Origin of the sequence: uncultured Methylobacterium sp. (assembly GCF_964242245.1) — a bacterium.
GTDB lineage: Bacteria > Pseudomonadota > Alphaproteobacteria > Rhizobiales > Beijerinckiaceae > Methylobacterium.
The window spans coordinates 35,072-47,931 of the sequence record NZ_CAXTBY010000009.1; the positions used below are offsets into that span (position 1 = coordinate 35,072).

Below are 12,860 nucleotides of genomic sequence, written 5' to 3' on the forward strand. Positions count from 1 at the left end.
TTCGGCAAGACTTGGCGGTTCGGCAGGCGCGCATCCCCTCGCCCCGCTTGCGGGGAGAGGGCCGCGACGACCTCGTCGTCGGCGTGGGCCAAGGCGGCAGCCGACGGTGAGGGGGCGAAACCGGAGCAGGCATATCCGTTCGCGCCCCCTCACGCCGCTTCGGCTTCGCCTCTCGCTTCCCGGCTGCACGACGAGGTGCAGCCGGGCCTCTCCCCGCAAGCGGGGAGAGGGGCCCCGCGCCCTTTCGGAACATGTCGGAACATGTCGCGAGCTGTGTGAATCCGGCAGCTTCTGCGGGAGAGGGTGGCCCGCGAGCTCAAGTCGGGTGAGGGGAGCGACGATGCCGGACAGGGCGTTCCCCTCTCCCGACCCTCGCGTGAGCCGAGGCCCACCCTCTCCGTCACGACCCCGGTGATGCGATGGGCCGGCCGGGTGCTGAGCGCCCTGTTCGTGCTGTTCATGGCGTTCGATGTCGCCATCAAGCTGATCCGCCTGCCCGTGGTGGCGCAAACGCTCCAGGCGCTCGGCTGGCCGGGAGAGGCCGGTTTCGCGATCGGCGTGATCGAGGCGATCTGCGTCCTGCTCCACGTCTTCCCGTGGACGGCTTTGCTCGGCGCCATCCTGATGACCGCCGTGCTCGGCGGCGCGGTCGCTGCCCATGGGCGGATCGCAAGCCCGCTCTTTACCCACCTCCTGTTCGACGCCTATCTCGGCCTCGCGATGTGGGGCGGCCTGTGGCTGCGCGACGGTGCGCTGCGTGCGGTCTTCCCATGGCGTCGCGACTGGCACCGGGCTCCGTCGCGGGGTGTTCGCGACGTGGATGACCCTTTATGACGGGCTCCGGAGCATCGTCGCCGCGGGGTTGCGCATCGTGAACGCCTATTCCAGCCTGGAACGCCGCTTCGCGCGCCTCGACGCGCTCAGTGACGCCGCCGGCATCCTCGGCTGGGACTGCCAGACCCTGATGCCGGACGGCGCGGCCGACGGCCGGGCCGACCAACTCGCGACCTTGCACGGCCTCGCCCACGAGATCCTGACCGCATCCGAGACCGCCGACGCGCTCGCGGCCGTGGAGGAGGGCGCCCTCGACCCCTGGCAGCGGGCCAATCTTCAGGAGATGCGCCGCGTCCACGCCCACGCCTCGGCGGTGCCGGGCGACCTCGTCGAGGCGAGTTCGCGGGCGATCTCGAAGGCCGAGATGGTCTGGCGCGAGGCCCGCGCGCAGACCGATTTCGCCATGCTGCTGCCGTATCTCGCCGAGGTGCTCCGGCTCCAGCGCGAGATCGGCACGATCAAGGGCGCGGCGCTCGGGCTGCAACCCTACGACGCGCTGCTCGACGCGTACGATCCCGGCATGCGCCGGGCGACGATCGACCCGCTCTTCTCGGAGCTGCGCGCCCGGCTTCCCGGCCTCGTCGCGCGAGCCCGCGAACGGCAGGCGCGGGAGCCCGCCCCGCTCCCCCTCGACGGACCGTTCCCGGTGGAAGGGCAGCGCCGGCTCGGACTGGCGCTGATGGGCGCGCTCGGGTTCGATTTCACGCGCGGGCGCCTCGACATCAGCCTGCACCCGTTCTGCGGCGGCGCCACCGACGACGTGCGGATCACCACCCGCTATGACGAGGCCGATTTCGGCCGGGCGCTGATGGGCGTGCTGCACGAGACCGGCCACGCCCTGTACGAGCAGGGCTGCCCGGGCGCGTGGCGCCACCAGCCGGTCGGCAAGGCCCGCGGCATGAGCCTGCACGAGAGCCAGTCGCTCATCGTCGAGATGCAGGCCTGCCGCAGCCCCGAATTCTTCGAGTTCCTGGCGCCCCTGGTTCGGGAGGAATTCGGCCGCGATGGCGCCCCCTGGACGCCCGAGAACCTGCACCGGCTGCACACGCGGGTCGAGCCCGGCTTCATCCGCGTGGATGCCGACGAGGCGACCTACCCGGCGCACATCCTGCTGCGCTACGACCTCGAATCGGCGATGATCGCGGGCGACCTCGCCGTGGCCGACCTGCCCGGCGCGTTCAACGACGGGATGGCCGATCTGCTCGGGCTCACCGTGCCGAACGACCGCGTCGGCTGCCTGCAGGACATCCACTGGCCGAGCGGCGCCTGGGGCTACTTCCCGACCTACACGCTGGGCGCGATGGCCGCGGCGCAACTGTTCGACAGCGCCAAGCAGGCCGAGCCCGGCATCCTGCCCGGCCTCGCGCGGGGCGACTTCGGGCCGCTGCGCGGCTGGCTGCGCGCGCAGGTGCACGAGAAGGGGAGCCTCCTCGGGACGGACGCCGTGCTGGAGCAGGCGACCGGGGCATCCCTCGGGACGGAGGCGTTCCTGGCGCACCTGGACACGCGCTACGGCGCGACGGCCTGACGGGCCGTCTACAGGTTCAGCACATCGACGGCCTCGCCGAGGCGTGCGCGCGCGAGGTCGGCGACGTGGCGGTGATGCGTGAACAGGATCGGCTGGACCGTGCCGCCGATCGAGGCCAGCGCTTCGAGCCCGTGGGCGGTGCGCGCGTCGTCGAAGGTGGAGAACAGGTCGTCGCCGATGAAGGGGGCCGGCTCGGCCCGGGCGGCGTAGTCCTCCAGGTAGGCCAGCCGCAGGGCGAGGTAGAGCTGATCCCGGGTGCCCTCGCTGAGGCCGTCCACGTGGACGGTCTGGCCCGATGCGCGCCGGGCGACGATGAGCGCCTTGTCGTCGGCATCGTATTCCTGCGCCAACCCCGCGAAGGCGCCGCCGGTCAGCGCGGCCAGCACCGCGCCGGCCCGCATCAGCAGCGGGTCCTGCTGGCCGGCCCGCTGACGGCCGATCGCGGTGCCGAGGAGCAGGCTCGCGAGCTTCAGCACGGCATATTGCCGCGCGGCGGCCCGCAACTCGGCCTCGGCCGCCCGCCGCTGGGCGAGCGCGCGCTCGGCGCCCGTCCCGCCCTCCAGGACCTCGCGGCGGCGCTCGCCCCGGTCGCGGTCGGCGAAGGCGGCCTTGCCGCGCTGGTCGAGATCGTCGTCCGCCATGCTGAGGCTGCGCAGGGCCGCCTCGATCGCGTCGGGATCGCTCGCGGCGAGCTCGGCCCGGAGCGTCGCCTCGGCGATCCCGTCGGCGGCCCGCGCCAGCTCGGCGCGGCGGGCGTGCAGCTCGGCCTGAACGCTGCGGCGGGCGACGAGGCGCTCGTGGAGCACGGCCGGCTCGGCGGCACCGGCCGTGCCCGCGACGTGCTCGGCCAGACCCTCTCGCGCGCGCGCCGCGGTACGCACGGCCGCCGCGTGCGCCGCCTGCACCGCGGCGCGGCGGCGGCCGAGCTCGGCCCGGCGCGATTCGCCCTTCAGCGCGTCCTGCAGCCTGCCGTGCAGGGCCTTCATCGCCGCCGTCGTCGGCAGGGCGCCGAGGTCGGGCGCGAGCTCGACGGCGAGGTCTTCGACGTCGGCGCGATAGGCCTCCATGTCGCGGCGCAGGCCGTCGATGCGGCGCTGCTGGCGCTCCAGCGCGGTCAGCACGGTCGGGACGGCGCGCCACGCCGCGAGCGCGCTGTCGGCCTCCTCGGGATCTGCTCCGGGCGCGAGGCCGATCCTGGATACCGCGCCGGTCCAGGCCTCGCGCCACGCACCCTCGCGCGCCTGCAGCGCGGACAGCTCGGCCTCGATCCGGGCGATCTGCTCGGCGAGCGCCGCAGCGCGGGCCTGGACCTCGCGGTTGGCGTCCCAGTCGGCGGACAGGGCGGCGATGCGTTCCTCCAACCGGGCAAGGCCGAGCCCGACATCGAGGCCGGCGAGATCCGCGAGCCCCGCCCGCAGCGCGAGATCGGCGAGCGGCGCCCGGAAGCGCTCGACGCGGGCGGCGATCCGCACCTGCTCGATGCTCTGCGCCTCGATCGCCTGCTGCGATTCGAACAGAGTTTCGACCTCGGTGAGCCACGCCGCCATCTCGGCCGGCGGTGCGGGAGCGATCCCCGCCGCCGCCCAGCACGCGCGCCAGCCGGCTTCCGCCGCGTCGAGGCTCGCCTCGGCCTCGGCGAGCCTCACACCGAGCGCCTCGGCCTCGGCCTGCTCGGCCTCCAGGCGCGCGCGGTCGGCTGCCTGCTCGGCGGCGCGCGCGGCATCGGCGACGAGCGCATCCGCGGCCCGATCCGCGCGCCCCACGGCGGCCACGTAGCGCGACAGGGCCTCGGCGGCACCCGGCGCGGACGGGTCCGGCCCGAGGGCGCGCAGGGGATCGAGCAGGCCGTCGCGCTCGATGCGCAGGGCGAGGAGATCGGCCCGGCTCGGGATCGGCCGGCCCGCCTCGCGGCGGCGCAGGCGCGCCTCGGTCTCGGCGACGAGGTGCAGGGCCGCCGCATGCCGGTCGGTCGCGCGGTCACGATTGCGCTCCAGCGCCTCGAGGTCGCGCCGGAACCGGGCGATCGCCGCGTGCGAGGGCAGGCCGGCCTGCATCAGGGCGGCGAGGTCTGAGACCGGGGGCGACAGCCGCGCCGCCTGCATCCACAGCAGCCCGGCCTCGCGCCGGACGGTCCGATCGAGGTCGTCCCGCCGCGCCACCTCGCCGTGGAGGCCGAGGAAGGCCTTGAGGTCGCTGCGCAGCGGCGCCGGATCGACGGGCGGGGTCTCGGCCGGTCCGGTGGTCCGGAGGCGGGCATGCTCCGCGCGGCGGGCTGACAGCTCCTGGCGCAGCCGGCCGAGCCCGGCCGCGAGTTCGCGGCCGGTGCGGATCAGGCCCTCGATCCGGGTGCTGGTGGCGTCGCTCGGCTGGCCGGCCTTGAGGGCGTCCCCGCCGGCAACCCCGATCCGCACCGCGAGATGGTCGAGGTCCCGCGCGAACCCGTCGGCCTCGGCCTGAAGCCGGGGCAGGTCGAGCCCGTCCTTGTCGAACCGGGCGATGCCGCGATAGGCCGCCTCGATGGCGTCGGTGCGCGCGATCGGCGCGGCGTCGACGCTGAGCGCGGCCAGATCCGCCGTCGCCTCCGCCAGCAATGCGGCGGTCCTCGCCTCCTCGATCGCGGCGGCCTCCACCGATCGCAGTCCCGCCCCGAGGCGGTCGATCCAGGAATCCGACGCCTCGGGCAGATCGGCGTGGACCCGGCCGCGCTCGGCCGCCGCGTCGATCTCGGCGATCAGCGGGCCGACCCGCCTCAGCCGCGCGAGCCGCGCCTGCTCGGCGGCGATGCGCGTCCGCTCCGCCCGGATCGCGTCGAGGGCGTGGCCGGCCGCCGCGATCTCCTCGTTCAGCTCGCGCCAGTCGCCGGCGCGCAGGCCGGTCTCGCGGATCGCCCGGCGGGCCTCCTCGTAGCGGTCCAGCGCCTGATAGAAGCTGCGCTTCTGCGAGGCCCGCGGCGCGAAGATCCGGTCCGACTCCTCGTCGAGCGCCTTCTGGAGCGTGCCGTAGCCGCGCAGGCCCGAGGCCGCCGCGAACAGGCTGGCCCCGAGCTCGCCGTCGACGTTCAGCATCTCTCTGGCCCCGGCGCGGAGCGAGCCCGCATCGAGGCCGAAGGCGCGGCAGAACACCTCGCGGGTCAGGCCGCCGAGGAAGGGGGCGAGCGCGATCTCGGAGAGCGCCGCGTCGCCCGCGTCGACCAGGGTGTTGCGGTTGCCCTTGCGGCGGCGGAAGCTCAGCCCGCGCCCGTCCGCGGCGCGGATCTCGGCACCGATCCGCATCTGCGGCATCTCGTGCAGGAAGGCGTAGGCCGTCCGCGCCTCGATGCCGAACAGCAGGTCGGTGACGGCGGCGAGCGCCGAACTCTTGCCGGCCTCGTTGGCGCCGAGCACCACGTGCAGGCGCGCGTCTGGCCGGAACTCCACCCGCTTCGCGGTGAAGGGGCCGTAGCGTTCGAGGTCGAGGCTCAGCAGGCGCATGGGGCGCCTCCCGCGGCGGCCGGGCGGAGCAGGCTTCGAGCACCCGCGCCCCGTGCGGTGTCGGGCACGCGCGTCAGCACGAGCGCCCATGGAGTCGGCCGAGGATCACCGCCTCGGCTTCCCGGCACAGGGCGTCGAGATCGGCGGTAAGATCCGCATCCTCGTCCGCGGCGGGCATCTTCGCGGCGATCTCGGCGAGCGCGGCCCGGGCGCGTGCGCGGAACTCGGGATCGCGGTCGATGTCGGCGAGCAGCGTCGCCGGATCGATCGCCGCGGAGAAGCCCGTCGGCGCGCCCTCGGCGGCCGCGCGCGGCCGCGCGGTCTCGATCTTCAGCGTCTCCAGCCAGATGTCGTGGTGGACGCGCCCGGCCGCGGCCTGGATCTCGGCGGTCAGGCCCTCGCGGTCGGCGGCGAGGCGGTCGTGGGCCGCCGTCTGCCCGGTCAGGTGCACGCGCACCGCGAGCAGGCGGCCCTCGGCCAGCGCCGCGAGCGGGCGCAGCGCCGCTTCGATGGCCGAGATCGCCGCGCGCTCGGTCGCCGCATCGTCGAGGGCCACGGTGAGGCGGTGGAAGCGGGCGTGGTCGACGACGAGGCGCCGGACCGCGCTCACCCGCCCGTCGGCGACGTCGACCGCCACCGCGCCCTTCGGCCCGCACTCGCGGATGCTGCGGCCCTGGAGGTTGCCGGGGAACAGGATCCAGGGATCCCGGGACAGTTCGGCGTACTCGTGGATGTGGCCCAACGCCCAGTATTCGTAGCCGCGGGCGCGCAGGTCGGCGAGCGAGCAGGGGGCGTAGGTCGCGTGCGCGGCGTGGCCGGTGCAGGAGGTGTGCAGCACGCCGACGTTGAACCAGCCCGGCACGGCGGAGGGATAAGTGAGCGACAGGTTCTCGTCGACGGCCCGGTTCGGGAAGCTGCGGCCGTGGAGCGCCACCTTGAACGCGGCGAGGCGGTGGGTGTCGGCCCGCGCGGTCGGGAAGGTCAGCACGTTGCCCGGCAGGGTGATCGTCCGGGTGATGACGCTCTCGGCATCGTGGTTGCCGCGCACCAGGATCACGGGGATGCCGGCCCGGTCGAGGCGGGCGACCTGCCGGGCGAAGAACAGCCCGATCGCGTGGTCCGCCCAATCGCCGTCGTACACGTCGCCGGCCACGATCAGGAACGCCACCGCCCCCTCGATCGCCAGGGTGACGAGGTCCTCGAACGCCCGGCGCCCGGCCGCGGCGAAGCGAAGCGCGATCTCCGCATCGCGCGAGGCGAGCCCGGCGAGCGGGCTGCCGAGGTGCAGGTCGGCGGCGTGGATGAACGTGAAGCGCGTCATGGATCGGGTATGCGGGTCTCGAAGCCGGACGTTCGTTCGCCGAAGGGTTCTCGCCGTTCGGCCGCGCGCGCTCAAGGGCGCAGGCCGGCTGCGTCAACAGGGCAACGCGATCGGGCATCGCGCGTTGAAGCGCGGCGGTCCAATCGCTGCATCCTTCCCCGCATCCCGCCTCTTGGAGGCCGCCAGGAGCGCGAACGGCCCGAATGCGCAGGTCTCCTGTTCCTCTCGTCCCGGTCGGGCCCGCTTCGGTCGCAGCCGCTCCACTCCGCCAAGCCGACGCCGCGACGACCTCGCGGAAGATCGTGAGCTGGAACCTGCTGCGCCGGACCGGGGCGGCGGTGGACAACATCGTCGCCCTGATCGAGCAGGAGCGGCCGGACCTGCTGCTGATGCAGGAGGCGACCCGCGACATCGCGGGCCTCCGCGACCGCCTCGGCGGCGTCTACGCCTGGGCGCCGCTGCCGGGCCGGATTCACGGGCTCGCGATGTGGAGCCCGACGCCGTGGACGTGCGCGCCGAGCATCGTCCGGCTGCCGTCCGGCGCGCTGGTGCACCGGGTCTGCCAGATCCTCGATCTGGGTGATTTCGGGATCGCCAACGTCCACCTCTCGCACGGGCAGATGCTGAACCGGCGCCAGCTTCGGCGGATCGTCGGCACGCTGCCCGAGCGCGCAGCCGTGCTCGGCGACTACAACATCGTCGGGCCGGCGATGGTGCCGGGCTTCCGCGACGTGGGCCCGCGCCAGCCGACCCACGCGATGGTGGACGTGCTGCCGCTCCGCCTCGACCGCTGCCTCGTGCGCGGCCTCGTCTGCGGCGGGCACGCGGTGCTGCCGCGCGGGCCGTCCGACCACCGGCCGATCGTGGTGCACCTCGCCCCGGCGCCTCCGGCCGAGGTGCCGGGGCGGGGCCGCCTCACAGGTATGGCAGCAGCAGTCGCACGGCTGCGTCGCGCAGACGGACGGGCAGGACGCGATCGTTGAGGGCCTCCAGCGTCAGCGGCGTCTCCATCTTGGCCCGCATGAAGGCTTCGAGCTGGGCTGCAAGCCGCGCGTCGTAGATCTCGACGTTCAGCTCGAAGTTCAGGCGGAAGCTGCGCATGTCCCAGTTCGCGCTGCCGACGAAGCACCACGCCCCGTCCACCACCACGGCCTTCGAGTGGTCGAAGGGCGGCGCGTCGAGCCAGATCCGGACCCCGCTGCGGATCAGCGGCGCGACGTGGGCCCGCGCGGCCCAGTCGATGGTGCGGTGATCGCTGACCCGCGGCACGATCACGTCGACGGCGATGCCGCGCTGCGCGGCGAGCGCCAGCGCGCTCATCACCACCTCGTCCGGCAGGAAGTAGGGGGTGACGAGGCGGAAGGAGGTCCGGGCGCAGGCGAGCGCCTGGAGGATCACGGATTCGATCTTCTCGACATCCGCGTCCGGCCCCGAGACCACGACCCGGGCGAGCGAGGGGCCGGTGGGTTCGAGGTTCGGGAACCACGCCTCGCCGTCCAGCGCGCCGCCGTCGGCGAAGGCCCAGTCGGCGGCGAACGCCAGCATCAGCTGCTCGACCACCGGACCGCGAAGGTGGAAGTGCGTGTCGCGGATCGGATGCGCGGGCCGCGCCCTGAGGCGGTTCGGCTGGGAGATGTTCAAGCCCCCGGTGAAGGCCTCGCGCCCGTCGAGGATCAGGAGCTTCTTGTGGGAGCGCAGGTTCAGGAACGGCATCCGCCAGGGCAGGCCGGAGTGCATGAACAGCGCGGCGGGGACCGCGTCGGCCCGCAGCCGGCGATAGGCCGCCGCGCGGAAGTAGCCGCCGCCGATCCCGTCGATGATCACGCGAACCGCAACGCCGCGCGCCCGCGCCTCGGCCAGCGCCCCGCAGAAGGCCCGACCGGTCGCGTCATCGCGAAAGATGTAGCTCGACAGGGCGATGCTGGCCCGCGCCCGGCCGATCGCCGCCAGCATCGCCGGGTAGGCCTCGTCGCCGTTGCGGAACAGGCGCACGGCGTTTCCACCGAGCGCGGGCAGGCCGGTGATGCGCCGCACCGCCCGATCGAGGGGCCACATCACCTCCGGGACGACGGCGTCCTCGGTGCTCGCGTCATTCGGCGCCGCGGACGGCTTGCTGCGGAACTTGCGCGCGCGGCGCGAGACCCGGTTGATCCCGAACAGGAGGTAGAGCACGGTGCCGAAGACGGGCGAGAGCCACGCCAGCCCGATCCAGCCGACGACGACGCTGACCCGGCGCTTGCGCAGCAGCGCATGGACGGTGACGGAGAAGGCCAGCGCGGTGCCGATGAGGGCCGCCACGTCCGCCCGCAGGAGGGCGGTGGATTCGAGCCAGAGATAAAGTGCGTTCTCCAAGGATTCCGTCCGCTCCGGCCGCCGCCATCCGGGAGCCGATATAGCCGCGATGTGCGATCCGCCGCGACGAAGCTTTCACGAGGATGACCGGGACGCTGATGCGCGGGCTTGGCCGGGGCGCAGCGTCTCCGTCAAGAGGGCCGCTTGAGCCACGAGGCGGCCGAGCGATGGGCTCCGGGTGCCCTCCGGCCGGTCGGGTAGCCTCTCGCACCCTTCGGCGAGCGCCCGCAAGGTCCCCGTGATCCAGGCGCTCCACGCGCCATCGTCCGGGGACGCCGTGCCGCGGGCGTGACGGAGAACGGTGAGCCGGGCGCTGATCCGGCGCAACGTCGCATCGGCGACCATCGCGGCCTCCACCTCCGGGTGGTGCCCGGCCCGCGGCTGCTGCAGGGCACGCGAGAGGGCGGCTTCGAGGTCGTTGAGCGCGAGGCCGCTCACGCGCGCGCAACGCGACAGCGCCGCCTCGCGCGTGTGGGCCGGTGCCTGCGCGAGCGCCGCGTCGGCGAAGTCCGCATGCGCCGCGAGCGCCCGGCGCAGCTCCTTGCGGACCTGATCCGGCTCCCAGACCGGCCAGAGCACGAGGCAGCCCATCACCGCGATCGCGCCGCCCAGCACGGTGAAGAGCGCGCGCATGCCCACGACCTCCCAGGAGGAATAGCCCGGGCTGATCACCTCGACGAGCAGCACGATCAGCGGGGTCAGGCAGGCGACGAAGACGCCGTAGCTGACTTGGCGCGCGGCAAAGCCGACGATGCTGAGCGGCAGGATCAGGGCCACCTGCGCCGGCGGCGTAGTCGCGAGGTGAGCGAGCAGCGCCCCGACGAGGCCGCCGAGCACCGTGCCGCCGATGCGCTCCAGCGCCCGCTGCCACGTCGCCGCATAGAACGGCTGCATCGTCAGCACGACCGTCATCACCAGCCAGTGCGTGAACGGGCCGGCCCAGATCTGGGTCGCGGCGAGCACCGGTGCGCAGACGGCGCTCGCGCGCACGGCGTGGCGGAGGTTGGCCGAGGCGGGGGTGAAGTTCGTGCGCAGCGGCCCGAAGACCCTTGCGCGCCAGTCCAGGCGGCCGCCGTCGGGCAGCGCGCCGCCGGGGCGGTAGCCCTCGGGGGTCGAGAGCTTGGCGCCGATCCGCACCCGCTCGACGATCCGGTCGGCGAGCCGCGCCAGGATCGGTGCCGCAGCGAGCCCGTCGGCGGCCCGCGCGATCGCCGGCTCCAGGCGCGGCAGATCGAGATCGACGTCGTCGCGGATGGCGCGTGCGATGGCCACGAGCAGCGGGCGCAGCCGCCGCAGGAACGTCTTGGCCGCCGCGCGCCGGTGCGGCTCGGGCGCGCTCTCGATCAGCTCGGCGATCCCGATCAGCGCGGAGAAGATCTGCTCGGCGGTCTCGAGCCGGAGGAGCGCCTGGCCCGTGCGCTCGGAAACCCGCTCGCGCGCGCGCGCGAGATCGACGAGGAGGGCGCGCGCGGTCTCGATTCCGGCGCGCACGCCCCGCCGGTGGCCGCGGGCATGCTCATCGAAGGCGGCGGCGATCGTCACCGGCGCGGCGGCGAGGTCCTCCAGGTCGCCGGTGAGCCGGGCCAGCGCGTGCCAGACCTCGGCCACCGCGCGGTGAGCCGGGCGGTAGGGATGCAGGCGCCACAGGACGAGGGCGAGGAACGTCGCCCACAGGCCCCCGGCCAGGAACATCGCCGCGATGGACGCGGCCTGCGCCGGGCCGAGCGGCCGATCGAGGGCGATGGACAGCACCACCACGAGGACGTTGCCCGCGGCCTGCGTCTGGACGCTCCACACCCGGGCGTAGGCGCAGGCGAAGATGACCGCGCAGGCGGCCGGCACCACCACCCACGGACCGAAGGGCAGCATCAGCCCGAACCCGCCCCAGATCAGCCCGCCGAGGACCGAGAAGGCGGTGAGGACGCGCAGGCGGATGCGGATCGGCCCGCCGGTGTCGCAGAAGCAGGCGAGGTTGGCGGCCAGCGCCATGGTCAGCAGCGGCGGCCACTGAATCCAGGCGTTGGCCACCAGCACGATGGCGAAGGCGAAGGCCGCGCGCACGCCCTCGACGAGGCTCAGGGCGCGCGGGTCGAGGGCCACCGGCAGGCGCGTCAGGTCGGCCCCGGGCCGGCCGAGGCTGCCGCGCGCGCCCGCGATCCTGCGCCGCCGCGTCCCGCCCGCGTCCCGCGGCGCAGGCTCCTCCGGGTCGGTCGGGATGGCTCTGGGCAAGCGCGCGGCTCCTGCGCCGACGACGCGCCTGCGCACGCGACGGTGTAGGACTGCGCGCGCCTTCGCGGAACCATCGGCACGGTCATTCCGGCCCTGCGCGACCCGATCCCGAAATCGCCTTCCTCTGCTGGCAGGCAGGGCCTATGATCCTCACGCTGCCACCGGACCGGCCGGCCATCGTCGAGACCGTCTCGGCGCCCGCCTGCGACGGGGCGACCCGTGCCCGCCTCCTGTCGCCGCCGGTCCCCGGCGACGGGAGCGTGACCCTGCGCTGCTCGATCCGCCTCGGGCCCGACGATCACGTCGCGCGGCGCGTGATCCTGGAGGGCGCGGAGGCCTCCGGCGTGGACATCGACTGCAACGGCGCGACCCTCGGGCGGGCCGAGCCGGCGCCGGCGCTCGCGGACTTCGCGGTCGAGATCCGCTCGCGGGCGCTGGTCGGCGGGAACGGCGCGTGGTCCCGGCCGTCCGGCATCACGATCCGCGACTGCCGCATCCTCGGCCATGTCCGGATCTGGGGCATGGCGGTGAACGGGCAGGGGGCGGCGCTCAAGGTCTCCTCGCACGGCCGCGGCCATACCGAGCGCGCGCAGGCGGCCGCGCCCACCGACGTAAGCATCCGCGATTCGACGATCACGGCGCTGGGGCATATCCCGCTCTACCTCGCGCCGGGCGTGACGCGGTTCACCCTGACGGGTTCGACCCTGACCGGACGGTCGGGCTCCACCGCGCTCTACCTCGACGCCGAGAGCGCCGACAACGTCATCGCGGGCAACACCGTCTCCGTCGACACCGGCCGGGAGGCCGTCGCCGTCGACGGCTCGGCGCGCAACCGCATCACCGGCAACCGGTTCGAGCTGCACGGACGGGGCGGCGTGCGCCTCTACCGCAATTGCGGGGAGGGCGGCACGGTGCGCCACCAGACGCCGTCGGACAACGTCGTCACCGGCAACGTCTTCTCCGGGGGCGGGGGCCTGTTCGGCGCGACGGCGATCGTCGTGAATTCGCGCGGCGGCTGGCGGCTCTACTGCGGCGAGGATGCCGGCTACCCGTTCGGCAGCAGCCTCGACGACGCGGACGGCGGGACCGGCAACGTCGTCGCGCCGAACACGGTCGAGTAGGTCCC

Annotated in this window: 8 protein-coding genes; 4 read left to right on the forward strand and 4 right to left on the reverse strand. The window is 74.2% G+C overall.

Features of this window, described 5'->3' with window-relative positions; genetic code table 11:
* Positions 1-414: 414 nt before the first annotated feature.
* Positions 415-834 (forward strand): DoxX family protein, encoded by a 420-nt coding sequence (locus ACFE8Y_RS04175; RefSeq protein ID WP_375463132.1) that lies wholly within the window; start codon positions 415-417, stop codon positions 832-834.
* A 37-nt stretch (positions 835-871) separates the two neighbouring features.
* The gene (locus tag ACFE8Y_RS04180; protein WP_375463160.1) at positions 872-2,362 is read left to right on the forward strand and encodes a carboxypeptidase M32; all 1,491 of its coding nucleotides are present in this window, start codon (positions 872-874) and stop codon (positions 2,360-2,362) included.
* Between the two features lie 8 nt (positions 2,363-2,370).
* On the opposite strand, the gene ACFE8Y_RS04185 is transcribed toward ACFE8Y_RS04180, so the two are convergent.
* Both ACFE8Y_RS04185 and ACFE8Y_RS04190 read right to left on the reverse strand, forming a co-directional pair.
* Positions 2,371-5,832 carry an AAA family ATPase gene (locus ACFE8Y_RS04185; RefSeq protein ID WP_375463133.1) on the reverse strand — a complete coding sequence of 1,154 codons (3,462 nt, stop codon included), beginning with the start codon at positions 5,830-5,832 and terminating at the stop codon, positions 2,371-2,373.
* A 73-nt stretch (positions 5,833-5,905) separates the two neighbouring features.
* A complete protein-coding gene (locus tag ACFE8Y_RS04190; RefSeq protein ID WP_375463134.1) occupies positions 5,906-7,153 on the reverse strand; it encodes an exonuclease SbcCD subunit D in 1,248 nt (415 codons plus the stop codon).
* 302 nt (positions 7,154-7,455) lie between these two features.
* On the opposite strand from ACFE8Y_RS04190, the gene ACFE8Y_RS04195 reads away from it, so the two are divergent.
* The gene (locus ACFE8Y_RS04195; protein ID WP_375463135.1) at positions 7,456-8,136 is read left to right on the forward strand and encodes an endonuclease/exonuclease/phosphatase family protein; all 681 of its coding nucleotides are present in this window, start codon (positions 7,456-7,458) and stop codon (positions 8,134-8,136) included.
* On the opposite strand, the gene ACFE8Y_RS04200 is transcribed toward ACFE8Y_RS04195, so the two are convergent.
* Together ACFE8Y_RS04200 and ACFE8Y_RS04205 are read right to left on the reverse strand one after the other, a co-directional pair.
* Positions 8,069-9,505: a phospholipase D-like domain-containing protein gene (locus ACFE8Y_RS04200; RefSeq protein ID WP_375463136.1), complete on the reverse strand. Its 1,437-nt coding sequence runs from the start codon at positions 9,503-9,505 to the stop codon at positions 8,069-8,071. The genes ACFE8Y_RS04195 and ACFE8Y_RS04200 overlap by 68 nt on opposite strands.
* A gap of 75 nt (positions 9,506-9,580) precedes the next feature.
* Entirely contained in the window at positions 9,581-11,734 is a 2,154-nt protein-coding gene (locus ACFE8Y_RS04205) for an FUSC family protein (protein ID WP_375463137.1), read from the reverse strand.
* Positions 11,735-11,877: 143 nt separating this feature from the next.
* On the opposite strand from ACFE8Y_RS04205, the gene ACFE8Y_RS04210 reads away from it, so the two are divergent.
* Positions 11,878-12,855 (forward strand): right-handed parallel beta-helix repeat-containing protein, encoded by a 978-nt coding sequence (locus ACFE8Y_RS04210; RefSeq protein ID WP_375463138.1) that lies wholly within the window; start codon positions 11,878-11,880, stop codon positions 12,853-12,855.
* The last annotated feature ends 5 nt before the right edge of the window (positions 12,856-12,860 follow it).